The following is a 24,152-nucleotide window of genomic DNA, read 5'->3' as shown; positions in this document are numbered from 1 at the left end:
AGTCATGTAATGGAATGGCCGTTGCAAACCGTCCGTGACGGAAGCGTCTCGGACGGTGCTGCGGGAAATCCTCCGCCTTGCCACAATGCCTACCCCGCGGCTCGAACGCCCCGGAACCAAACCCAGTGACTGGGCGAACAAAACAAAATTACCCGACATTAATCGCTCAATGCCCGGCCACGACGGTCCATACGGCGGTCTATGCGGTCTCCTTTGCGGTCCAGACGGTTGTCGATGCGGTCGCCTTTATTATCCAGGCGCCGGTCGATGCGGTCGCCCTTGCGATCCAGACGCTCCGCCAGTTTGTCGTTGCCATTGGCCTCCGCGCGTTCGGCTTTGCGATCCAGGCGCCTATCGATGCGATCGCCTTTGTTGTCCAGGCGCTGGTCGATGCGGTCACCCTTCCGGTCGAGGCGATTTTCGATACGGTCACCCCGATTGTCTAAACGCTCGGCGGCATCGCTGTCCGCCAACAATGGGGTTGAAAACAGCAGACCGGCGGCAACCACTGTGGGCAAAATCAGTTTTTTCATAGTTTGCTCCCTGTGCTTATTTGTATGGAGATTCAAACGAGCCGGATTCAACGACTTCACTCATCCATAACGCCAACAGGCGAAATCGGTTGACAGAGAGCACTGACCATTTTCAGCCTTCGATAATCTCCGGCCCCGGCACTTCTCTGCCGAGCCAGCGCTGGGTCAGGGTGCCGGCGGTCATGGCGCCGTTGACGTTTAGCGCGGTGCGAGCCATATCGATCAGTGGTTCCACGGATATCAGCAGCGCGGCGATGGTCACCGGCAGCCCCATGGCCGGCAACACCACCAGCGCGGCAAATGTGGCCCCACCTCCGACACCGGCGATACCAAAAGAGCTGATCACCACCACCGCCACCAGGGTGGCGAGCCACACCGGGTCCAGCACATCGACGCCCATGGGCAGCGCCACCATAACCGCCAGCATCGCCGGATAAATACCGGCGCAGCCATTCTGGCCGATGGTGGCACCGAAGGAAGCGGAGAAATTGGCAATAGCGGGAGAATTGCGCAGCGCCTCTACCTGCGTCTCCACATTGAGGGGAATGGTGGCGGCGCTGGAGCGGGAGCTGAAAGCGAACACCAGCACAGGCCACACCTTGGAAAAATAGCGCAGCGGGCTGATGCCGTTAACAAGTAACAGCAGGCCATGCACCAGGAACATCAGCGCAATCGCGGCGAAGGAGGCTACGACGAAATTGAACAAATTGAGAATATCCGCCCAGCTGGACTTGGCAATGAGACCGGCCACCAGGGCCATAACCCCATAGGGCGTAAAAGCCATAATCAGCCGCACCAGTTTCATCACCCACACCTGAGCCACATGGACGAAACGCTCTATCTCGGCCCCCTCCTGCGGAAACTCCCGACGCACCGCCAGCGCCGCCACCCCCAAGAGCACGGCAAAGATCACCACAGCGATCACGGAAGTATCACGCGCGCCGCTCAGATCGAAGAAAATATTTTTGGGGACGAAAGAAGTAAGGATTTCAGGAAGGCTAAGACCCGTGACCCTTCCTATGCGCTCGTTGAGCACCTCAACCCGAGCCGCTTCACGGGCGCCCTCTACCAACCCGGCAGCAGAAAGATCAAACAACAGCGCCATGGCGACGCCGATCAGAGCCGCGATTGCCGTGGTGCCGAGTAACACTGCCAGCACCGAAACACTGATTTTGCCCAGTGCCTGAGTGTGGCTTACTTTGACCACCGCGGCGAGAATCGAGATGAGCACCAGCGGCATCACCAACAGGTGTAGCAGATTGACATAGCTGTCGCCCACCATGCTTATCCACGGCAATAATTCCGCGGGCACCACACCCCAGCCGCGCGCCACTTGCAACAGACCGCCGAACAGGACTCCCAGTGTCAGCCCGGCGAATACCGCCGGCGCCAGAGACGCCCGACTCCTATGCCAGCGGTACAAGGGCCAGAACAGTATGAAAAAGATGAGTAAGAAAAGCAGCGAACTCAATTGCATGTTGTGAGGGTTCCGTCCGGTCACTGTGAAAAAGTCGCGGCATGCTAACAGTGACGGGCGACGACCCTATAGTTGCATTTGTTATAGCGCTATAAGCGGCTTCGCTCCACCGCCGCCTTCAACTGCTCAAGGGTTTGCGGCCCGACCAGCGTCTCCCGCCACTGGCCATCCGGGTCGATCACAAAAGTACTCGGCAATATGTCCGGGCGGGGCTGTCCCCAGCGGTAAGGCGGTTCCTCCACCAAAACCGGAAAGACGATGCCCAGCTTTTCCATCTGCGTCCGCGTTTGCTCGGCAGGTAAGGCGTCATAATTGATGCCTACGACCAACACTGTCTCCGCGCTTTGGGCTAGTGTATTCAGTGCGGGAATCTCCTCCCGACAGGGCGCACACCACTCGGCCCAGTAATTGACCAGCAACACCCGGCCGGCCGGTTCGAGCCCCTCGCCGTCAACAGAGAGCATCCGCTCGCCGGAATCACAGCCGCTTATTGCCGCGGCCAAGCACAGTAAGGCTGCCCACAGAATCGTCTTCTGATTTCCCGTTTGTGGATCCACGCTTACCCCCTCCGCGTCTACTCTTGCTCTTTTTTTCCCCGTGTGCCTCGTCGGCACCTGCAGCAAGCTCGCCTTCCAACGCACTGCGGAATAACTCACCCAACCCCAGCGACAGCTGTTCACCAGCATACTGCCGCGATTCCGCAAAGCGCTGTTCCACTGCACTGTACCAGGGCAACCTTTGCAGGTCACAGTGGCTTCGCGCCGCCATGGGTGCGGGGCTGAGCCATTCAACCAGATCCATCAGCGACAGGGAATCCAGATCTCGCGCCAGCACATAATCATTGCGCTCCGTCTGGGTGATCAGCTTGTGGTCCTGTAACACTTGGCGGATATGCCGCCACTGGGCAGGTTTGATCCCCGCGCGGGAGATATCCTCTTCTCCCAGCGGCAAACCGCGCCGGTATTTTTTGAACAACGCCCACAACAACACCAGCGTCGCTTCCACATCCGAATAGCTTCTACCGTGGGTGGCCGCATGATAGGCGGTGAGCGTGCGCACCAGCACGCAGCCGGCCAGTACGATGATCCACATCAGGTAGATCCAGATCAGGAACAGGGGAACAAAGGCGAAGGCACCATAAATCACTTGCACAGAACTGCGCGCTACCAACAGCCCGAAAAGATATTTGGCCACTTCAAACGCAAAAGCGGTAATCACGCCGCCGACCAAACCGTGACGCAGTGGTACCCGACAATTGGGTACCGCGATAAACAGCAGGGTGAAGGCGATGGCGGTAAATATCCACGGCAATACCCGCAGCACAATCGGCAACAGGCCAAGGGTATCCCCCTCCGGCAGAAACAGTTTTTGAGAAAAGAGATAAGTGGTGGCCGCCATACCGGCACCGAGCAAAATCGGCCCCAGGCTTAAAATGGCCCAGTAGAGCAGAAAACTGGAAATTCCGCTGCGCCCTCGCGGAATATCCCAGATCGCGTTGAACGTCTCTTCGATATTGCGCAACATCAACCCCGCGGTCACCAACAGTATCGCAATGCCGACACCGGTAAGGCGCTGAGCCTGGGAGGAAAAGCTACTGATATACTCCTGTACCTCGCGCCCGCTCTCCGGTACGAAGTGGGAAAAAATCTGCTCCTGCAACTTGCTTTCCAGACCGGCAAAATCCGGAAACAAAGACAGCATGGAATAGCTGACCGTTACCAGCGGCACTATGGCGAACAGCGTCATATAAGTAAGTGCCGCGGCGCTCTGGCGGCAATTTTTCTCGTTGAACAGAGCCCACAGGGAAGTGAAAAAGCGGCGCCAGCGGCGCACCAGTTCTGTCATGACTGTTTCCGTTTTTGTTGTTCGTTCTGCCGACTTGGGGAAACCTGTTTTATGCCCCCGGGCGCCCCCCGGCAACCGGGGTTGAAAGTGCAAGTGCTGCACAGGGCCTCTCAAGACCGGCGGACACAAGGAGGTATCCGGCGGCGCTAGGGCGGCACCCGCGCATTTTCGCAATGGCCATCCCACTACCTGAGCGCCCCGGAACCAACGAAGCGCCCGCGAAAAACAATCAGAGATACCCCAAGCGAAATAAACGCGCTATTCAGTTAGAATACGCCAAACCTTAACAGGATACCGCCATAATGTGGACGATTTACCACAACCCTCGTTGTTCAAAATCCCGTCAAACCCTGCAGTTATTGCAGGACAATGGTATTGAACCGGAAGTGGTTCTTTACCTGGAAACACCGCCGAGCAAGGAAGCCTTGACCAATTTGCTGAGCATGCTCGGAATAAGTGCGCGCGACCTGCTGCGCACCGGCGAGGACGCCTATAAAGCACTGCAGCTAAAGGACACCAGTCTGTCCGATGAGCAGTTACTCGACGCCATGGTGGCGCATCCCAAACTGATCCAGCGCCCCATTGTCGTGAAAGGCGACCGGGCTGTACTCGGCCGGCCGCCGGAAAACGTACTGGAGCTGCTTTGATGGCCGGCGAAGCCTATGTGCTGATTCTCTATTACAGCCGTACTGGCGCCACCGCGAAAATGGCCGCGGAGCTGGCCCGGGGCGTCGAATCCAGCGGCCTGGCCGCGCGCCTGCGCACCGTGCCCACCGTGTCCCCGGATACTGACGCCAGCCTGCCGCCGGTACCCAGCGAAGGCGCCCCTTACTGTACCGGCGATGACCTGCGCCACTGCGCCGGCCTGCTACTCGGCAGTCCCACGCGTTTTGGCAATATGGCGGCGCCTCTGCGTCACTTTCTCGACCAAACCAGTGATATCTGGCTCGAGGGCAGCCTGTCCGGCAAACCCGCCGCTGTCTTCACCGCCACCGGTAGCCTCCACGGGGGCCAGGAGAGTACCCTGCTCTCCATGATGCTGCCGCTCCTGCATCACGGAATGGTCATCTCCGGCATTCCCTACTCAGAGGCGGCACTGACTCACACCAGAAGCGGCGGTACCCCTTATGGTGCCTCCCACTGGTCCGGCGGCAGCGACAGCGGCGAGTTGAGTGAAGACGAAACCGCCCTCTGCCGTGCCCTGGGGGCCCGTATCGGCCATCTGGCCCGCAGCCTTGCCGGCAACCCGGAGGAAACCGCTTGACTGACTCGGCAAATAACAAGATTGCGCGCAAGCTGCGTATCGCCCGCTACTTGAACTGGGCCTGTTACAGCGGCCTGATGTTACTGTTCGCGGTCTGGAACCTGTTCCTGCCCGGCGGTTCGCTGAAGTGGTGGCTATTACAGACCTTTCCGCTACTACTCGTGTTACCCGGACTACTCAAGGGCCACTACCGCAGCTATTTGTGGTTATGTTTTATTCTGCTGCTTTACATTACCGCCAGCATTGTCGATGTAATGATGCCCGGGCGCGGCTGGCAGCATGGCCTATTGCTGCTGTTAAGCCTTACCCTATTCTTCTCCGCAATGATGACCAGCCGCTGGCAGCGCATGCAGTAAAGGAACCCTCCGCTGAACCATGATGCCGCAGCGGAGCGGAGCCGCCGACAGCCCGGTTGCGCACGGCGGGAATCCCCGCCTGCTGGCGGCCGAACAGTTAACTGCCCCAAGGAGTGTTGAGGTTTGACAAATACAGCTCACCCAAAAGGATTTATACGCGGTTTCTTCGCTGCCATCGGCGGTACCATCACCTGGTTGCGCCGCGTCTTTACCAACCTATTGTTCCTGTTGCTGTTGTTGTTTATCGGGATCGCTATATTCAGCAAGGAAGACCAGCTGACCATTCCCCAGGGCTCCGCCCTGAGGGTCGCCCCCAGCGGTTTTCTGGTGGACGAGCTTAGCCGCCCCTCCGGTATGGACTTTTTCGGCGGCCCGTCGGGACCGACAGAAGTGCGCGTCAAGGACTTGGTGGATGCCATCGACAATGCGGCCAAGGACAACCGCATCTCCTCCCTGGTTCTGGAACTCGATTATCTGGTGGGGGCCAACCTGAGTAAGCTGGAAGAGGTGGGTGCAGCGCTGCAGCGCTTCAAAGCCGCCGGCAAGCCCGTCTATGCCATCGGCGACAATTACACCCAAGCCCAGTACTTCCTCGCCAGTCACGCAGACAAAATTTATCTGAACCCCATGGGATCGGTATTGCTGACCGGTTTTGGCATCTACCGCAACTACTACAAGAGCGCGCTGGACAAACTCGAGGTCAACTTCCACGTGTTCCGCGTGGGGGACTACAAAGATTTTATAGAGCCCTACACTCGCGATGATATGTCCCCCGCCTCGCGCGAAAACAATCAGCGCTGGCTGCACCAACTCTGGAGCGAGTACACAGAACAGGTGACCGGCCTGCGCAACCTGCCGCCGGAGGCAATCGACACCTTTATCGATACTCTGCCGCAACAGCTGAAGGAGCACGACGGCAGCTGGGCCGAAGCCGCCCTGGCCAACAAGCTGGTGGACCAGCTTGCCAGCCGCCGTGTGGCCATCGATGAACTGCGCGAGGAAATCGGCTCCGAGGACAAAACGGATGACTACAAATCCGTCGATGCCCTCGCATACCTGCGCCACCAAAAGCTCAAGCAGATTCCCCGACCCGGCGCGGGCACGGCCAAGATAGGCCTGATCTCCGCCAGCGGGACCATTATTGATGGAGAAGCTCCGGCGGGGCAGATCGGCAGCGAGACACTGGGCGAGCTGATCGCCAAGGCACGGGAAAAGAAAGTCAACGCCCTGGTCCTGCGCATCGACAGCGGCGGCGGCTCCGCCTTTGCGTCCGAGGCCATTCGCCAGGAATTGCTCGCCACCCGCGAAGCGAATATCCCGGTGGTGATCTCCATGGGCAGTGTCGCCGCTTCCGGCGGCTACTGGATAGCTACCGGTGCCGATCGCATCTGGGCTTCCCCCTCCACCATTACCGGCTCCATCGGTGTGTTCGGGGCCTTCCCCACTTTTGAGGAGTCCCTGGAAAAGCTCGGTATCTATAACGACGGTATCGGCACCTCGGACCTGGCAGGCGCCATGCGCATCGACAGGCCGCTGCCGGAAAGTGCCGCCAGCCTGCTGCAACAGGGGGTGGAAAACACCTATGCGCGCTTCCTGCGCATCGTCGCGGAAGCGCGTGGCAGCACCCCCAAGGAAGTGCACAAGATAGCCCAAGGGCAGGTTTGGACCGGCCGCGCCGCACAGCAGCTGGGACTGGTGGATGAGCTGGGCAATCTGAACGACGCCATCGCCGGTGCCGCTCAACTGGCCGATGTGGAAGATTATGAAGTAGTGGAAATTCAGCGCGAGCTGACACCGGGCGAAAGATTCCTGCGCGCCCTGGCAGACAATGTGGATGCCCGCATCGACGCCGGCATCAAAGACAATCTGCCACTCGGGGCCTGGTTCAACGCCCTGCAACCCAGCCTGGCACCTGTGGCCGAACTGCAGACCTACCGCGACCCCCGCGCCCTCTATGTGCGCTGCCTAGCCTGCCAGGCCCCCTGACGCTCCGCCCTGAGGGCTGCCACATTGCACCGGCGCCCTCTTCTCAACGCCGACGCGGGCGGCCGTAGAGCGCGCGCAGCTCGTCTTTCGCCGCTTCCAGATGGCGGCGCCGTTCCTCCGGCAATTTGCACCCGGCGCGATTGATGTAGTAGTTCAGCATCGACATCGCCGAGCGGAAAGGGTCTGTTTTACGGCGCCTGCTCCGCTCCGCCGAGCGCCGCAGGGAGCGCGCTATGGCCCGGGGATCTTCCAAGGTGAATACCCCCGGCTCCAGATCCAGTGCGTCGCTGGTCTCCGCTAACTTGTGGGACCAGTTGCCGGGTTTAATCTCCGCCACAATCAACCTTCCCAAACCACGCCGATACCCGACACTGTATGGTCCCTCGCGCGCGGGCCCAAGACCAAGGCCAAATTGGTGCAACGCATGTGCTCGCTCTGACTGTACTCACCAAAACAGTGCGATATTCATCCTGAATTTTTCCGGTTGAGGTCGCCGATCACGCCATTCGCCAGCCTTCAGGCGCCAAAACAGCCCAAAGTTTCCGGCTGGCACTATTTTTGGAACAAAAGGAATTGAAACGAAGCAATCCGCTCAGGTGATGACAAAAAATAACCTCTTCGAGGGTCCCTGGCTGATTACCAGCGATCTGGATGGCACGCTGCTGGATCACCACGACTATTCCCATGCCCCGGTTGACCGGCTGCTGCTGCAGCTGGAGCAGCGGCAGGTACCGGTCATTCTAAACAGCAGCAAAACCTTCGCGGAAATGCTGGAGCTCCGCCGCCAGCTGCACAACGAACACCCGTTTATCGTCGAAAACGGGTCAGCGATTTTCATCCCCGCCAATTATTTCCCCGCGCAACCCGAAACTGCGCGCAAGCGAAATAATTTCTGGCTGATCGAAACGGGATTGCCGCGAGAACAGCTACGGGCCTTTTTGCGCGCTGACGCCACGGAATACGGCGCCCCCTACTTGAGTTTTTCCGCCGCCACCTGCGAAGAGATCGTTGCAGCCACCGGCCTTACGGAGCAGCAGGCTCTGGCGGCGCAAAACCGCGACTACTCCGAGCCTCTGCTGTGGCTGGGGACGAGGGAAGAAAAGCGCTCCTTCACCACCCGCGCCGCTGCGGCCGGACTCTCCACGTTACAGGGCGGCCGCTTTCTGCATTTGCTCGGCCCCACGGACAAGGGTGCGGCGACCCTGGCGCTGCTCGACTGCTACCGCAAATACAGACACACCGACTACCGGCTGATCGCCGCCGGGGACAGCCCCAATGATCTGGATATGCTGAAGCTAGCGGATATCGCCGTCATTATCCGCGCCCCCCACCGCCCTCCACCGCAATTGGCGGCGAGCGACAAGCGGCGGGTAATAATCAGCGACGCCATCGGCCCAGCGGGCTGGCGGGAAGTCGTAGGCCAATTATTTTCATAAGGAATCTCTGATTAATTCGCGAGAAAACTATGGTTGGCTCCGGGGCGCTCAGGCAATGGGATGGACATTTCGAAAACGCATGAGTACTGCCCTGTAGCTACGACGGATACATCCTTGTATCCGTCGGTTTCGAAATATCCATCCCATTACTCGAGCTTCTCATCTGGCCCCAGAGAAATGTTACCGCCAGCGAATGAATTAATCAGAGCTTCCATAACCAATATTTCTATGAAATCAGCGCGAGAAAACGCGGAAATCCCGACAAGCCGACCAGGAGTCTCCCGTGACTGACTTTTTTCAAAATGGATCCATCACCACTCTGCACAATCTGTGCAACCGCCCCCTTGAGGACATGGAGCGCGAACTGCTGGAATTTTCCCATCAAAGACCCATGTCTCTGCTGTTACCTTCACTCTACTCGGAGCTGGAGGGCGAGGCACTGCCCAAAATTCTCGATGAGTTGGCACAGGTGCCCTACCTCTCGGAAATTGTCATCGGCCTGGACCGGGCCGACGAATCGCAATATCGGGACGCACTGCGCCAGTTCCGCCGCCTGCCCCAGCAGGTGCGGGTACTCTGGAACGACGGCCCGCGCCTGCGCGAACTGGACGCAAAACTCCAGGAACGCGGTCTGGCCCCGATGGAACCCGGTAAAGGGCGCAATGTCTGGTACTGCCTCGGCTATATCCTCGCCTCAGGAAAGGGAGAAGCGGTGGCGCTGCACGACTGCGACATTCTCACCTACGATCGAAACCTTTTAGCCCGCCTCTTCTACCCGGTGGCCAACCCCAATTTCAGCTACGAATTCTGCAAGGGATATTACTCCCGGGTCGCCTCGGGAAAAATCAACGGCCGTGTCTGCCGCCTGCTGGTCACCCCGCTGATCCGCACCTTGCAAAAAATCTACGGCTACACAGACTACCTCAACTACATGGACAGCTTCCGCTACGCCCTGGCCGGAGAATTTTCCTTCCGCCGCGACGTTATCAACGACCTGCATATTCCCAGTGACTGGGGCCTGGAAATCGGCGTACTGTCGGAGATGTACCGCAATTTTTCCACTAATCATCTGTGTCAGGTGGATATCGCACACTGCTACGATCACAAGCACCAATCAGTTTCCTTTCACGACGACCAGGGCGGCCTGTCAAAAATGTCCATCGATATCGCCAAGTCTCTGTTCCGCAAACTGGCCACCCAAGGGATCGTTTTCTCTAACGAGATATTCCGCTCCATCAAGGCCACTTACTTCCGCATCGCTCTGGATTTCGTGGAGACATACCGCAACGACGCTATCATCAATGGTTTGAGTTTCGACATTCATAGAGAAGAGCAGACAGTGGAACTTTTTGCCCGAAACCTGATGAAAGCCGGTCAGGCGTTTCTCGACAATCCAATGGAAACCCCTTTTATTCCGAGCTGGAGCCGCATCAGCAGCGCTGCACCGGGTTTTCTTCAGGAGCTGCGAGCAGCGGTGGAAGCGGACCTAGAGGACTACGGCGAATAACTCATGACCCACATATCATCACAGGAACACCCACAGGAAATTATTTTCAAGAAACTGTGCGATCACTTATCAGTGATCTATCCGCACAGAGACGGAAAATCTCTGGCAAAGCGGTTGATGCACACTATGCGCCTGGACGAGGATTGCCAAAGCCCTCTGCCACACAAAAATTTGTGGGATGAAACCGATGTGATGGTGATCACCTACGGCAACACTATTCTCAGTGAAAAACAGCACCCACTAAAGGCACTGCACCACTTTCTCAAAACCCATTTCACCATGCTGATTAACAGCGTGCACATACTCCCCTTCTTTCCCTATTCCAGTGATGACGGCTTCGCGGTGATCAACTATAAGCGGGTAGATCCGGCACTGGGAGACTGGAATGACATACTGCGTATCAGTACTGATTTCCATTTGATGGCGGACTTGGTGATCAACCACTGCTCTTCATTACATCGTTGGTTCCGCAATTTTCAGGAGGGTAAATCACCAGGGCGGGATTATTTTATTACCGCATCGCCCGACGAAGACCTTTCCAATGTCGTACGTCCCAGGACCACACCACTGCTACGGGCTGTCCCCAGGGGCGACGGCTGTGAATATGTCTGGTGTACCTTCAGCCACGATCAAATAGACCTAAATTTCCACAACCCACAGGTACTTCTGGAAATTGTGCATATAGTGCGCTTTTATCTGGATATGGGTGTGCGTATTTTTCGCCTGGATGCGGTTGCCTTTCTCTGGAAAAAAATCGGTACCAGTTGTATCAACTTAGAAGAAACCCACGAGATAATACGCCTGCTGCGCACCTTGATCGAGCACGCGGATCCGAACGCGGTAATTATTACCGAAACCAATATCCCCATGCGGGAAAACCTTTCCTACTTCGGCAACGCCAATGAGGCCCACTGTATTTACAACTTTCCCCTGCCCCCGCTGCTGGTCAACACGCTGGTCAGTGGCAACTGTCGGCACTTAAATAGCTGGCTTATGGGTATGCCGCCGACACGCAACGGCACCACCTACCTCAATTTCATCGCCTCGCACGACGGCATAGGTCTGCGCCCCGCGGAAGGGCTGCTCAGCGAAGAAGAACAGGAAGTGCTGATCCAGACAATGGAAAATTTCGGTGGGCAGGTCTCTTGGCGCGCCCTGGACGACGGCAGCCGGAAACCTTACGAGATCAACATTTCCCTCTTCGACGCCATGAAGGGTACGACAGCCGGCGAAGACCGCTGGCAGATGGAGCGCTTTATCTGTGCCCACGCGATAATGCTGGCGCTCGAGGGCATTCCCGCCTTCTACCTCCACAGTCTGGTGGGCACGACCAATGACTACGCGCGCATGGAGGCGCACGGCCACAACCGCGCCATCAACCGGCGCCAGTGGCAGGAATCGGAACTCAATGCAAAGCTCGCCGACCCCGATAGCCATCATCACAAGGTCTTCTACCGGTTGCGTCGCCTGATTCAACTGCGCCGCGAACAGCCCGCCTTCCATCCCAACGCCGCTCAATTTGCCCTACAGCTGGGCGAACAGATATTCGCCTTCTGGCGTCAGAGCATGAACCGTCGCCAGAATATCTTCTGTCTGAATAATATTTCCGATGAGCGGCAGACAGTGCCTCTTTCCAGTATCAATCTGGTCGGCGCGGACCGGTGGAAGGATCTGATCGGCGATCAGATATTCGAGGATATGCTGGGCACTATCGAACTGAAACCCTATCAGACACTATGGATCACCAACCGCTGGTAAGTGCCAAAGCCAAAACGGTTGGGCAACCCATCATAACTCCCGGTCAGAGAGTCTGACCCCGCGCAAGGCGCCGCTCCAGGCCACCAGAAGCAGCGCCAGCACACTGAGAATGCCGGCCCACAACAGGGTAGTCAGGGGCGCCGCGTATTCACTTAACAGACCGGAGGCCAGAGCGCCCAGGGCCGCGGAGCCGAACAGTGCCAGCTGGTAGATGGAAATAATGCGACTGCGGTACTCCGCAGGCGCGAAAACCTGCACTATGGCCCGCCCCAGTGCCGCCGAAGCGGCGGCAACCGCACCCCAACAGATACACATGAGTATCAACCCCAGGGGAGTCGGACCAAAACTGATAGCGACCAGCAGCACCGCACTGTAGAGCAGGCACATGAGGATGCCGCGTCCCGGCTGCCCGCCCTGGCCCCGGCGCAACATGGTCACGGTAGCAGCGACAGTTCCAGCGACAAAGGCCAGTTGCAGCGTCGCGTAGTAACCGGCACCGCGGCCATAGTCCGCCGCCAGCAATGGAAGCACCACGAGAAAAACACCGATATGTACGAAGCCGTTAAAAGCCATCAGGGCAATCAACTCGCGCAGAGCCGGTCTGCGCCATGCCTGCGCCAGACCATCGATGATCAGCGCGTGCGGCTTTTTGCCCTCTCTCGCCGAGACAGTCTGGCGCTCGCGCAGAGACAGAAGCAAGCAGCCAGCCAGCGACAGAATTGCCACCTGTATCCCCAGGAGTATCTCCGGCCCCCAGTGGTCGAATCGGCTCGCCAACAGCATACCCGCAGCCTGACCTCCGTACTGCGCCAGCATCATCCAAGTTACCGTTTTCTGCACACGGCGTTCGGTGGTCTGCCCCCGCCTGTCGCGGGCACTGCGCTGCACCAAGTTATCCCGCGCCGGCTGCAGAAACGCGGTGCACACGCCCAAGGCTGCACCGTAGGCCAGCAACTGTGGCAATTCCGGTGTGTGGCGGTACAAGTACAAGGCAAGCGCGGCGTGGCAGAAGGCTAGTCCCAAGCAGGCCAGGGCCGCCACTACCGCGGCATCGCGCCTGTCCGCCAGAGCGCCACCGAACAGCAGGAACACCAAGTTCGGCAACAGTACCGAAGCCTGTACCCAGCCCAAATGTAGCGCTGGCAGCCCCACCACCGTTACCGCAAGCCACGGCACCAATATCACTTGCAGGCCCGTGGCGAGCGAGGTGCCGCCGTAGCCGAGTAAGAACTTTTGCAGTCTCGCGGACATGTTGTTTGTTAACTCAAATTCATAGGACCGGCAGCGGGAAATAGCCCCCCGGTTGCCGGCAAGTGGACGACTTAAGGAACCTCTGATTAATTCGCGTGAACACTGTGGTAGGTTCCGGGGCGCTCAGGCAATAGGCTGGCCATTTCGAAAACGCACGAGTACTTCCCTGTAGCTCCGACGGATACATCCTTGTATCCGACGGTTTCGAAATAGCCAGCCTATCACCTGAGCTTCTCATCTGGCTCCAAAGAGTTTTTACGTCATGAAGCGAATTAATCAGAGGTTCCTTAAACCTTTCTCGTCCGATAGCGGGTAAGTGGACGTCTCAGCAGGCGGCGCAGCTGCTGTTCCGCCGCGGGATCCTCGCAGTAGGCTGCCTTTTCAAAAGCGCGGGTAATCCGCTCCGTTACCTCTGCGAGTTGTGGCTTTTCCTCCCGCACCCGGCGAGCGAAATCCCGCGGCGCCTCTCCGGGGCGCCGCACCATACCCGCGCGGGCCATGCGCTGACAGAACTTTTGGTAAAGGCGGATCGCCAAGGGCGGCCTTGTGCGGCGGCTGATAAACCAGAGCCACAACAGAGCTCCCGCCAGTCCCGCGGCAATGGCCGCGCCGACAAACAGTGCCAGGCGCGCAAGCGATACTTCACCGAGCAACCGCCGCAACAGATTCTGTTGTCGGTCGCTATCGAAACTGATCACCGCCCGATACCAGCGGTAGTTAATCATGTCCCATTGCAGGCGCAGCTGATTGAATACCGAAATACGATGTAGCGGCAGCAGCGCGTCCTGCATAAACTCCTCTTCGGCGGCACTCTGCAGACCATCGCGAATACGCTCCGGCGATACCGCTGCGGTGGGGTCCACTCTCTGCCAGCCGCGTCCGGGAACCCAGATTTCCGCCCAGGCGTGGGCGTCGTATTCCCGCACGAGCAGATAGGCCTCTTGCTCCACCCATTCACCGCCCTGATAACCGGCCACTACCCGCGCAGGCACGCCGGCGGCGCGCATGGCAAAGACATAGCTGCCGGCGAAGTGTTCGCAGAATCCCTGCTGGCTGTGGAACAGAAACTCATCCACAGAATCCGCACCCAGTGCCGGTGGGTTCAGGGTGTAGACGAAACTGCGGTTGTAGAAGTTCAAAAGGCGCCGGGATATTTCCTCCGCCCCCAGACCCGCAGCGCGCTGCTCGGCCGCCCAGGCACGGGTACGCGCATTGCCTGTGGCGGGCAACTGCAGATTGCGGCGGCGCTCGGCATCCCCCAGCACTGGCGCGTCTGTCAAAGTCTCCCGCGGCCAGGTACGCACTTCATAGGCAAAGCGGCTGTGCACCGGCGTCTTTTTGACCAGGCGATCGTCCGCAGTCTCCCCCACACCGCGGGTATCGGAAAGCGGCCGCGCCATGGCGAAGAGCCAGGGGGCATTGCTCGCCTCTTGAATGACCTGATAGCGGTAGCGGGGCCCCACTTCCGGCAGTCTCTGCTGCCGCGAGTTCCACTCCACCTCAGCGCCTTGACGCGGGTCCACGCTAAAGCCCTGGCTCCAGCGGCGCCCGTCGAAGTGAGAGTAAACCAGACCGCGCCAGTAGCGCTGTTCCGGCGGCGGTACCGGACCATCAAAAGAGATGCGCAGCACCGGACTGTCAGATTTGGATAGGCGGGTAAAGTCTCCGGGCGCCATGGAGTCACTGACGCCCGTGCGCGCGCCGGAGGCGTCCTGCGGCACCGCCCAGAGAGGGCCGAGACGCGGCATCACAATAAACAGGAGCAACATCAATGGCGCCGCCTGCGCCAGGAGTTTCGCCGACAGGCCCAGGGCCCTGCGCGGGCGCGCACTGAAACTTCCCGATTGTGCTGCCAGCGCTGCGGTAATGACGAGTGCGCAAAGCACGCCGTAGAAGGCGTAGGGTATCGTCTGTTCGTAGACGAACAGGGTAGCGGCGACGAAATAGGCCAACAGCAGGCTCAGAAAGGCGTCGCGGCGGCTCACCAACTCCAGATTTTTCAAAGTAAAAGACACAGCCAATAGCGCCACCATCGGCTCCAGCGCAAACCAGCGCCGGTAGGACAGCGCCAATCCCGCGACCGCCAGGGTAATCGCCAGCAGCTTGACCAGGCGCCCGGGCAAGTCGCGCCGGCCGCGATAGACTTCCAGCCGCCAGTAGATGGCAAAAGCCCAGGCACAGACGATCCACAGCGGCAGGCGCGCAAAGTGCGGCAACAACGCCACGAACTGAGCGGCAAAAATCCACAGCAGACTCTCGCGGGGCAACAGTTCCTTAGATCGAGCCATGACCTCCCCCGCTTACCGGAGAATGTACCGGGAAGTCCGCCAACGCGGTCAGTACCTCCCGCAGGTGTTCAGCGCCCAGGGAAGGGGCCAGGGTAGCGCCCGGTATGCGCAAACCGTAGGCGATACCCGAGCGCTCCGCCTGCAGCGCCCAGTGACACAAAACGCTCAGGCGGGTCTCTGTATCGCGCGCGACCGGCAGACTCCAGTCCAGCCAGAGGCGCGCATCGGATCGGCTCTCGTATTCCTTGCTATTGAGGTCGCGGCCGGCAGCGTATTGTTTCCAGGCCAAATGGCGCAGGGAATCCCCCGGCTGATAGGGCTTGAGCCCCGCGAAATCATCCCCGCCGCGGATGCGCTCGCCCGAATCCCCCTCGCCCGGCGCAAGGCCCACAGGCAGGGGACCGGCGGCAATGGGCCTGGGGTACACAAGAAATTCGATATCCAGGTCCACCCAGCTCCAACAGCGGAAAAGTCCCAGCGGAAAGCGGCTTTCCACCCGCAAGCGCGGCGCCCGTACCCGGCCGCGCCTGACTACCGGCAAAGAAACCCGGACCTCTGCACTGTCGCACTCGACCAACTCCAGGTGAACCCCCTCTTCCGGCGGCCAACCCACATGGATCCACTCCCTCGCGCGGCTACCGCCCCCGCTTACTGCGATCTTCGCCTCGGCGTAGTCGCCGGCAAAAGCGGGCGGCACTTCCAGCAAGCGCAGTTGCAGGCCGGACAGGTTGGCGAAGGTATGCACCGGCAGCACGGCAATCAGCCCGGCCAGCAGGAACGTCAGGGCCAACACCAGGTTGTTTTCGTAGTTGGTGCCCAGCAACCACAGAAGCGCGATCACCAAAAGGAAGCCCATACCTGCGCGGCTGGGCAGAATAAAGACACTGCGGTGATTCAGGGTAACGCTGCGGGACGGTGGTGAACGGCGGCTCAACCACCGCTGCACCAGCTGCCGCCCGCGCTCCCGGAGCTTTACGGCGGTTTGTGCGGTCAGGTCCATCAACTCAGGCCGCGATAATATCTACCTGGCGCATCAGGCGCTCCACCAAGCGGGCACCGTCGCCGCCCTCACTCTGCAGCCGATGGCCCGCCACCGAGGGTAGCACCGCCTGGATATCCTCTGGCAACAGGTGCCCGCGGCCATGGATCAGCGCCCAGGCGCGCGCGGCGTGCAACAGTGCCAGAGCGCCGCGCGGGGAGAGTCCTACGCTGCATTCGGGACTCTGGCGAGTGTGCTGCACCAGGCGCTCGAGGTAGTCGAGCAGGCTCTCAGAGGCCTTTACCTGCGCCACCATCGCCTGCATTTTACGCAGCGCGGCAATGTCAATGCGCGGCTTCAACTGCCGCAACTGGGCGCGGGGGTCCACCCCCTGGAAAAGAGCTCTTTCCGCCTCCCGGGTCGGATAGCCGAGGCTGATGCGCATCAGAAAACGATCCAATTGGGATTCAGGTAGCGCGAAGGTACCCGACTGGTGCAGCGGGTTCTGAGTTGCAATAACGAAAAAAGGTTCCGGCAGTGGCCGTGTTTCACCGTCCACACTTACCTGGCGCTCTTCCATCGCCTCCAGGAGGGCGCTCTGGGTTTTGGGGGAAGAGCGGTTAATTTCATCCGCCAACAGCAACTGGCAGAAGACAGGGCCCTCGTGAAAGCGGAACTGACCGGAATCGCGCTCGAAAATAGATACGCCGAGGATGTCCGCCGGCAACATGTCACTGGTGAACTGCACGCGGTTATAGGAAAGTCCGAGCACACGCGCCAAAGCGTGAGCCAGCGTGGTTTTTCCCATACCTGGCAAATCCTCGATCAACAGGTGACCGCGGGACAATAGACAGGCCAGGGCCAGTTTCACTTGGTGCTCCTTGCCCAACAAAATCTTGCCGATATCGGCGACTATGGCGGATATGATCTTTTGCACGGCAAATCCTTTACTACGTGTTTTTTGTATATCGGAGCGGCGCTACCGCTTCTTTCTCCGAGTCCGCGACAGCCCTGATGCCAGGAGCGCCGGTAATCAATCATTGGCCTTGTGCCCCGTCACAAGGGGCGCCATCTACAGCTGTGAAAGCCCCCGCAACAGGTCCCGCTGCAGATCCTCCACATCCTCAAGCCCCACCGAGACACGGATCAAACTCTCGCTAATACCGGCGCGCGCCCGCTCCTCCTCGCTGAGACGGCCGTGAGTCGTGGTGGCCGGGTGCACTATGGTGGTCTTGGCATCCCCCAGGTTGGCGGTGCAGGAAAGGATTTTACAATTGTCGATCACTTTCCAGGCGGCCTCGCGGCCACCGCGCACGCTGAAGCTGAGCATACCGCCGAAAGCAGACTGCTGCTCGGCCGCCAGCAGATGACCTGGGTGCTTGGGCAGGCCGGTGTAATTGACTTTCTCCACCGCTTCCTGCTCGTCTAGCCACCAGGCCAGGGCTAGAGCGTTGCGGGAGTGGGTCTGCATGCGCAGGCTCAAAGTTTCCAACCCCTTCAAAAATACCCAAGCGTTAAAGGGGCTCATACTCGGACCGGCTGTACGCAGGAATGCGCGTAGTTCACCCATCAACTCCCGCCGCCCCACGGCCACGCCTCCGACACAGCGGCCCTGCCCATCCAGATATTTGGTGGCCGAATGCACAACGATGTCGGCGCCGAGGCTCAGTGGCCGCTGCAGCGCCGGAGTACAGAAGCAGTTGTCCACTGCCAGCAGCGCGCCGGCGCTGTGGGCCAGGTCGGCCAACTGGCGGATATCCGCCACCTCGCACAGAGGGTTGGACGGCGTCTCCATAAACAGTAGCTTGGTATCGCCGTCCAGGGCATCCCGCCACTGTTGCATATCTGTCAGGTCGACGAAGGTAATGCGCACGCCGAATTTTTTCATATAACGCGCAAAGAGCGCGGTTGTGGTTCCAAACACACTGCGCGAACAAATGACGCTATCCCCGCTTTTCAGCAGCGCCATGCAAAGGCTCAAAATTGCTGCCATGCCACTGGCGGTGGCCACTGCCGCTTCGCCGCCCTCCAGGGCCGCCATGCGGTCTTCGAACATACGCACGGTGGGATTGGTATAGCGCGAATACACATTGCCGGAACTCTCGCCGGAAAAACGCGCCGCAGCCTCTTCGGCGGAGGGAAACACATAGCTGGAGGTAAGGAACATCGCTTCCGAATGCTCGCCCTCTCCGGAGCGCACTTGGCCGGCGCGCACCGCCAGTGTATCGAAAGCGTAACCGTCGTCTTCGAACATAAACTGTCCCGGGATGATTCGAGTGGGGGATGGGAAATAATGAAGGATGGCGAAGAATTAATAAAGCGCGGAAGCGCGCTTCCCAAGTCAGAGGCCTGTATGCGGGCTGCGGCCTGAGGCCCCTCCGCCCCGGAAAGGAAGAGAGGCCCGCACCCAGTGACTTTCGGACAGGTGTCTACAGAAAACTCTGGCCACTTTTGTTTTGTTTTGCCGCATCATTGCGTGCTGCATGCAGTTCCTGCAGATATTTTTCATCCACATCGCCGGTGATGTAGTTGCCGTCGAACACGGAACACTCGAACTGCTTGATATTCTCGTTGCCCTCGGCAGAGCTGGCAATCAGGTCTTGCAGATCCTGATAGATCAACCAGTCCGCGCCGATCTCCCTGCACACCTCCTCGGTAGTGCGGCCATGGGCAACCAGCTCTTCCGCAGAGGGCATATCGATACCGTAGACATTCGGGAATTTGACCGCCGGTGCCGCACTGGCGAAATAAACCTTGGCCGCTCCCGCCTCCCGGGCCATCTGAATAATCTGTTTACATGTGGTTCCGCGCACGATGGAGTCGTCCACGAGCAAGACGTTTTTACCGCGGAACTCCAGCTCGATGGCGTTCAATTTCTGCCGCACCGATTTCTTGCGCTGCTTTTGGCCCGGCATGATAAATGTGCGGCCGATGTAGCGGTTTTTCACCATGCCCTCGCGGAACTTCACTCCCAGGCGATAGGCCACCGTCTGCCCGGCAGTGCGGGCCGAGTCCGGTATCGGAATCACGACATCGATATCGTGGTCCGGGCGCTCGCGCAGAATTTTTTCAGCCAAGTGCTCGCCCTGGCGCAGACGCGCCTTGTGCACCGAAACGCCGTCAATAATGGAATCCGGCCGCGCGAAGTACACATGTTCAAAAATACAGGGATTAAGAGAGGGATTTTCCGCACACTGCTCCGCGTGCACAGTGCCGTCCAGCTCGATGTAGATAGCCTCTCCCGGCGCCACGTCGCGCACCAGCGTGTAGCCGAGCACATCCAGGGCCACGGATTCCGATGCCACCATGTATTCGGTCCCCTGGTCGGTTTCCCGCTTGCCGTATACCAACGGGCGAATTCCGTGGGGATCGCGGAAAGCCACTATGCCGTAGCCCACAATCAAGGCCACACAGGCGTAGCCGCCCCGCACCCGCTTATGCACGGCGCGCATGGCCGTAAAAATATCCTCGGCTTTCGGCTGCAGCTTGTGCTGCTTGTGCAGCTCGTGGGCAAAAACATTGAGCAGCACTTCGGAATCGGAGTCGGTGTTGATATGGCGCAAATCCTGCTGAAAGATTTCCTCGACCACATCGCGCACATTGGTGAGGTTGCCATTGTGGGCCATGGCGATGCCGTAAGGGGAGTTGACGTAGAAGGGCTGGGCCAGGGCCGGGCCGGAACTCCCGGCAGTGGGGTAACGCACATGACCGATACCGAAATTACCTTTCAGACGCTCCATATGGCGCGCGCGAAACACATCGCGCACCAAGCCATTGGCCTTCTGCTGATTGAGGCGGTTCCGATCACAGGTGACGATGCCGGCGGCGTCCTGTCCACGGTGCTGCAACAGGGTGAGCGCGTCGTACAACTGCAAATTGACGTCACTCTTACCGACGATACCGACAATACCACACATAGCCTTGGCCCCACTGGTAAATTAGAAGCGGCGCTACCGCTCCGATTAAAACAATTGAACGAAAAAATCCTTGATGGCCGCGCCCAACTGCCGCGCACTGTCCTCGAACGCCAAAAAATGGGGGATCAGTACCGACTCCCGCCACCAACCATCCTCTTCCACCGGTACCAGCGCCGGAGCCAGTATCAACAACGCCATCACGATAATCGCACCGCGCAGCAGACCGAACACCATCCCCAACACCCGGTCCGTGCCCGAGAGGCCGGTGGCCTCAACAAACGCGGACAGCGTCATATTCAGGCCGGCACCGGCCAGCAATGTAAAGATAAAAAGGATGGCGAAGGCCGCGATGGCCTGTAGAGAAGGGGTGTCCACAAGATTGGAAAGCAGCGGAGCCAGTTGATCGCGGAACATCATCGCAATCACAAAGGCGGCAATCCAGGTGAGCAGGGAGAGAGTTTCACGCACAAAACCGCGACTGAGACCGATCAGCGTGGATATGGCCACGATCGCAAGAATGGTCCAGTCAGCCCAGTTCATTCAACCCTACCTGCATGGCGGCGGCTGCCGCGAAGAGCGCGCATTCTAACTGAAGCGCCCCAGCGCGTGAAGCCGTTCGCAAATCCCCGGAAGCAGGGTTTGAGTGGTTCGATCCAGGCCTGTGCGCAAATTCACGCTTTAAAGCGCAATACCAGTGTCTGCGCCTTCAACAGTTGATCCAACTCCCGTTTGGCCGCCTGCGCTTCCGCTTTGTTTACCTTGGGGCCGACAAAGACGCGCACAAAGCGCCCCTTGTCTGTGGTGACTTCTCGCGTAAAGGCCTTGAACCCTTCATCCATCAAACGACCACGCAACTGTTCAGCCCTCGATGCCTCGCGATAGGAGGCCACCTGCACCACCCAGGCAACTGGCAACCCCCGCTGATCGACAAGCGGGGAATTCTGTTTTTGATTCTGCGTCTGCTCCGGGTCTTTGGACTCCCGCTCGCCGGTTTCCGCATCCGGTTTGCGCACTGGCGGTTGAGGCTTGGGATCTTCTTTTTCCACCTCGGGCTGAAACGCCTGCTCCGGGTCGGGTGCCGGCGCCACATCGGCAACGGGTTCCGGCGCCGCTATCTCTATCGGCTGGATATCCGGTGTCGGCGGTATCTGGCTGGTGACATCGATATAGCGGGCGCCCTCGCGATCGAACAAGGTGGGGAGAAAGATGACCGCCAGCGCGGCCAGCACCAGTGCACCGACGATACGCTGCTTGAAGCCATCGTTCAGCCGCCCACCGCGCGGGCCGGCTTGTGGGCAGTCAGGGTCTCGATTCGCCATCGCCCTCTTCCCGTATCCGCTGTAAAACTTCCGCAACAGTAAAGAAGGATCCGAATACAAGCAACCTGTCCCGCGGCCCGGTAGTCACCAGTAGCCGCTCCAGGCTATCGCCCACGCTCAAACAGCTGGCCTCCACCTGCGCCCTGGGCACTTCGGCGCACACCAGAGCATTGAGCAGCGCAGAGCTGTCCGCCGCGCGCGCATTGCCCGGCAGCAACGCCGGATGCCAGCGGTCCACTAGGTCCCGCAGCGGCGCGAAAAGCCCCGACAGATCCTTGTCCGCCATAGCGGCCACCAACGCGTGAGTTTCTCCCGCTGCGGGACTCTTTTGGAGTCGCCGCGCCAGATACGCCGCGGCAGCCGGATTGTGGCCCACATCGAGCCAGAAGGATCGGTCGCGCCAGCGGAGCTGCTGGCAGCGCCCAGGCAGTTGAATCTCCCCCAGCGCGGCCGCAATGTTTTGCTCCGGCAAGGCCCCCAGTACCGAAAGAGCGGTTATGGCAGCTGCGACACTCGTCGGCGGCAGGCTGAGCGGGGGAACCGTCACACTCAACTCCCCAAACCGGTAGCGGCTGTCTTCGATAGAGAAATCCCGGCCGATAAAGTAGCTCGGCGCTACCAGTCCCGCAGCCGCAGACACCACCGACAGCGGTGGCTCGGGATCGGCGCAGATCACGGGACTACCGGGGCGCAGTATCCCGGCTTTTTCGCGGCCAATGTTCTCCCGATCACTGCCGAGCCAATCCTGGTGATCAATGGCCACACTGGTAATGATGGCCAAGTCCGCATCCACTAGATTTACCGCGTCCAGGCGTCCGCCCAGCCCCACTTCCAGCAGGGCATACTCGACATCCGCTTCACGGAAAAGCCACAGGGCCGCCAGTGTCGTGAACTCAAAATAGGTCAGGCTGATATCGCCTCGCGCCGCCTCCACCGCCTCGAAAGCGCGCACCAGCTCTGAGTCGCTCGCCTCGGCACCGCCGATGCGCACCCGCTCGTTAAAGCGCAGCAGGTGCGGCGAAGTATACGCACCCACCCTGCGGCCACTGGCACGCAACAGCGCTTCCATCACCGCGACACAGGAACCCTTGCCGTTGGTACCGGCCACAGTGACAATAACCGGTGCCGGCTTTTCCACATCAAGCTTGCGCGCCACCTCTGCCACGCGAGCCAGTCCCAATTCGATTTCCGTGGGGTGAAGCCGCTCCAGGCGCGAGAGCCAGCTTTGCAGATTGGTCATATTGCCATGCGCAAATGAAGGAGCGGCCCGCGGGCGCAATCAGACTTTCGCTTGCACCGAACATCGGTGGCGCCCGCCAGCCGCTTCTGTGATTGGAGAATTTAAATCCCGAGCGCGGAATCCGAAGCCTTGCTTTCCGCTTCAGTCAGCTTGCCCAGCAAGCGCGCGATCGTCGCCCGCATTTCTTTGCGGTGGATAATCATATCGATGGCGCCGTGCTCCAGCAAAAATTCACTGCGCTGAAAACCCTTGGGCAGCTTTTGGCGAATCGTCTGCTCGATAATGTTGGGCCCAGCAAATCCTGCCCGGGCACCGGGCTCGGCGGCATTGATATCACCGAGCAGCGCCAGGGACGCGGACACCCCCCCGTACACCGGATCGGTCATCACTGAAATATAGGGCACACCGGCCATTTTCATTTTTTCAAGCACCGCGGAGGTCTTGGCCATCTGCATCAGGGAGATCAACGCCTCCTGCATGCGGGCGCCACCGGTAGCGGAAAAACACACCAGGGGAATCCGCTCCTCAAGGGCCAGCCGGGCGGCGCGGGTAAAACGCTCGCCGACCACATAGCCCATGGAACCGCCGTGGAACGCGAATTCAAAGGCAACCGCCACCAGCGGTTTGCCCTCCAGCGTGCCGCGCATGGCGATCAGCGCGTCCTTTTCTCCGGTCGCTTTCTGAGCCTGCGTCAACCGATCCTTGTATTTTTTTACATCCTTGAATTTCAGGCGGTCCACTGGAACCACATCGGTGGCCAGTTCCTCGCGCCCGTCTTCATCGAGAAAAATATCCAGGCGGCGACGGGCACCGATACGCATATGGTGATCGCACTTGGGGCACACATCCAGATTGCGTTCCAGTTCCGGGCGATACAGCATGGCGTCGCACTTGACGCACTTTTTCCACACGCCTTCGGGCACCTTGCTCGCGCCCGCGCGGCGCTCGGTGCGGATCACCGAAGGGACAATTTTTTCTAACCAGCTCATCTCGTTT

The 24,152-nt window shown here is 59.4% G+C and carries 22 protein-coding genes; 7 read left to right on the top strand and 15 right to left on the bottom strand.

Translation table 11 applies throughout. The features are described 5' to 3' along the window. Nucleotides 1–158: 158 nt before the first annotated feature. The 4 genes from BM155_RS01825 to BM155_RS01810 form a co-directional block, all read right to left on the bottom strand. On the bottom strand, nt 159–533 hold the full coding sequence (locus tag BM155_RS01825) for a hypothetical protein (RefSeq protein WP_067152476.1): 375 nt from the start codon (nt 531–533) through the stop codon (nt 159–161). A 112-nt stretch (nt 534–645) separates the two neighbouring features. Next, nucleotides 646–2,010 (bottom strand): L-cystine transporter, encoded by a 1,365-nt coding sequence (locus tag BM155_RS01820; RefSeq protein ID WP_067152474.1) that lies wholly within the window; start codon nt 2,008–2,010, stop codon nt 646–648. Nucleotides 2,011–2,099: 89 nt separating this feature from the next. Continuing rightward, complete coding sequence (locus BM155_RS01815; protein ID WP_083421047.1) at nt 2,100–2,474, bottom strand: TlpA family protein disulfide reductase; 375 nt, start codon at nt 2,472–2,474, stop codon at nt 2,100–2,102. Between the two features lie 13 nt (nt 2,475–2,487). Further along, entirely contained in the window at nt 2,488–3,855 is a 1,368-nt protein-coding gene (locus BM155_RS01810) for a YihY family inner membrane protein (protein WP_067152472.1), read from the bottom strand. Nucleotides 3,856–4,157: 302 nt separating this feature from the next. Here BM155_RS01810 and arsC point away from each other — a divergent pair, with 302 nt between their 5' ends. The 4 genes from arsC to sppA all read left to right on the top strand — a co-directional run bounded on the left by arsC (nt 4,158) and on the right by sppA (nt 7,461). Then, nucleotides 4,158–4,502: an arsenate reductase (glutaredoxin) gene (arsC, locus tag BM155_RS01805; RefSeq protein ID WP_067152470.1), complete on the top strand. Its 345-nt coding sequence runs from the start codon at nt 4,158–4,160 to the stop codon at nt 4,500–4,502. Beyond that, on the top strand, nt 4,502–5,119 hold the full coding sequence (gene wrbA / locus BM155_RS01800; RefSeq protein ID WP_067152468.1) for an NAD(P)H:quinone oxidoreductase: 618 nt from the start codon (nt 4,502–4,504) through the stop codon (nt 5,117–5,119). Before arsC ends, wrbA begins: the two co-directional genes overlap by 1 nt. Then, nucleotides 5,116–5,475, top strand: coding sequence for a DUF2069 domain-containing protein (locus BM155_RS01795; RefSeq protein WP_074900774.1), 360 nt, complete (start codon nt 5,116–5,118; stop codon nt 5,473–5,475). Before wrbA ends, BM155_RS01795 begins: the two co-directional genes overlap by 4 nt. Nucleotides 5,476–5,598: 123 nt before the next feature. Continuing rightward, entirely contained in the window at nt 5,599–7,461 is a 1,863-nt protein-coding gene (gene sppA / locus BM155_RS01790; protein WP_067152464.1) for a signal peptide peptidase SppA, read from the top strand. A 43-nt stretch (nt 7,462–7,504) separates the two neighbouring features. Here sppA and BM155_RS01785 read toward each other — a convergent pair whose 3' ends face one another. Next, complete coding sequence (locus BM155_RS01785) at nt 7,505–7,798, bottom strand: DUF3175 domain-containing protein (protein ID WP_175487737.1); 294 nt, start codon at nt 7,796–7,798, stop codon at nt 7,505–7,507. Between the two features lie 262 nt (nt 7,799–8,060). Between BM155_RS01785 and BM155_RS01780 the strand changes: the two genes are divergently transcribed. The 3 genes from BM155_RS01780 to BM155_RS01770 all read left to right on the top strand — a co-directional run bounded on the left by BM155_RS01780 (nt 8,061) and on the right by BM155_RS01770 (nt 12,162). Then, on the top strand, nt 8,061–8,897 hold the full coding sequence (locus BM155_RS01780; protein ID WP_074900770.1) for an HAD-IIB family hydrolase: 837 nt from the start codon (nt 8,061–8,063) through the stop codon (nt 8,895–8,897). Nucleotides 8,898–9,180: 283 nt separating this feature from the next. After that, entirely contained in the window at nt 9,181–10,404 is a 1,224-nt protein-coding gene (locus BM155_RS01775; RefSeq protein ID WP_074900768.1) for a glycosyltransferase family protein, read from the top strand. Between the two features lie 3 nt (nt 10,405–10,407). Next, a complete protein-coding gene (locus BM155_RS01770) occupies nt 10,408–12,162 on the top strand; it encodes a sugar phosphorylase (protein ID WP_067152456.1) in 1,755 nt (584 codons plus the stop codon). 30 nt (nt 12,163–12,192) lie between these two features. On the opposite strand, the gene BM155_RS01765 is transcribed toward BM155_RS01770, so the two are convergent. The 10 genes from BM155_RS01765 to accD form a co-directional block, all read right to left on the bottom strand. Beyond that, a complete protein-coding gene (locus BM155_RS01765; protein WP_067152454.1) occupies nt 12,193–13,413 on the bottom strand; it encodes an MFS transporter in 1,221 nt (406 codons plus the stop codon). A gap of 287 nt (nt 13,414–13,700) precedes the next feature. Then, nucleotides 13,701–15,701, bottom strand: a complete 2,001-nt coding sequence (locus tag BM155_RS01760) for a transglutaminase TgpA family protein (RefSeq protein WP_074900765.1) — start codon at nt 15,699–15,701, stop codon at nt 13,701–13,703. Next, nucleotides 15,688–16,701 carry a DUF58 domain-containing protein gene (locus tag BM155_RS01755; protein WP_074900762.1) on the bottom strand — a complete coding sequence of 338 codons (1,014 nt, stop codon included), beginning with the start codon at nt 16,699–16,701 and terminating at the stop codon, nt 15,688–15,690. Before BM155_RS01755 ends, BM155_RS01760 begins: the two co-directional genes overlap by 14 nt. A gap of 4 nt (nt 16,702–16,705) precedes the next feature. Next, a complete protein-coding gene (locus BM155_RS01750) occupies nt 16,706–17,617 on the bottom strand; it encodes an AAA family ATPase (RefSeq protein ID WP_074900760.1) in 912 nt (303 codons plus the stop codon). A 135-nt stretch (nt 17,618–17,752) separates the two neighbouring features. After that, nucleotides 17,753–18,934 (bottom strand): O-succinylhomoserine sulfhydrylase, encoded by a 1,182-nt coding sequence (locus tag BM155_RS01745; RefSeq protein WP_074900758.1) that lies wholly within the window; start codon nt 18,932–18,934, stop codon nt 17,753–17,755. A gap of 175 nt (nt 18,935–19,109) precedes the next feature. After that, entirely contained in the window at nt 19,110–20,597 is a 1,488-nt protein-coding gene (gene purF, locus BM155_RS01740) for an amidophosphoribosyltransferase (RefSeq protein WP_067152443.1), read from the bottom strand. Nucleotides 20,598–20,642: 45 nt separating this feature from the next. Then, complete coding sequence (locus BM155_RS01735) at nt 20,643–21,137, bottom strand: CvpA family protein (RefSeq protein WP_067152440.1); 495 nt, start codon at nt 21,135–21,137, stop codon at nt 20,643–20,645. A 131-nt stretch (nt 21,138–21,268) separates the two neighbouring features. Further along, nucleotides 21,269–21,916: an SPOR domain-containing protein gene (locus BM155_RS01730; protein ID WP_067152437.1), complete on the bottom strand. Its 648-nt coding sequence runs from the start codon at nt 21,914–21,916 to the stop codon at nt 21,269–21,271. Beyond that, complete coding sequence (gene folC, locus BM155_RS01725; protein ID WP_067152436.1) at nt 21,897–23,156, bottom strand: bifunctional tetrahydrofolate synthase/dihydrofolate synthase; 1,260 nt, start codon at nt 23,154–23,156, stop codon at nt 21,897–21,899. The genes BM155_RS01730 and folC overlap by 20 nt, the downstream gene beginning before the upstream one ends. Before the next feature lie 101 nt (nt 23,157–23,257). Continuing rightward, nucleotides 23,258–24,145: an acetyl-CoA carboxylase, carboxyltransferase subunit beta gene (accD, locus tag BM155_RS01720; protein ID WP_067152434.1), complete on the bottom strand. Its 888-nt coding sequence runs from the start codon at nt 24,143–24,145 to the stop codon at nt 23,258–23,260. Nucleotides 24,146–24,152 lie beyond the last annotated feature (7 nt).

It is taken from the genome of Microbulbifer thermotolerans (assembly GCF_900112305.1).
Lineage (GTDB): Bacteria > Pseudomonadota > Gammaproteobacteria > Pseudomonadales > Cellvibrionaceae > Microbulbifer > Microbulbifer thermotolerans.
The sequence above is the reverse complement of the archived record's forward strand: the minus strand, read 5'-3'. Positions and strand labels throughout refer to the sequence as shown.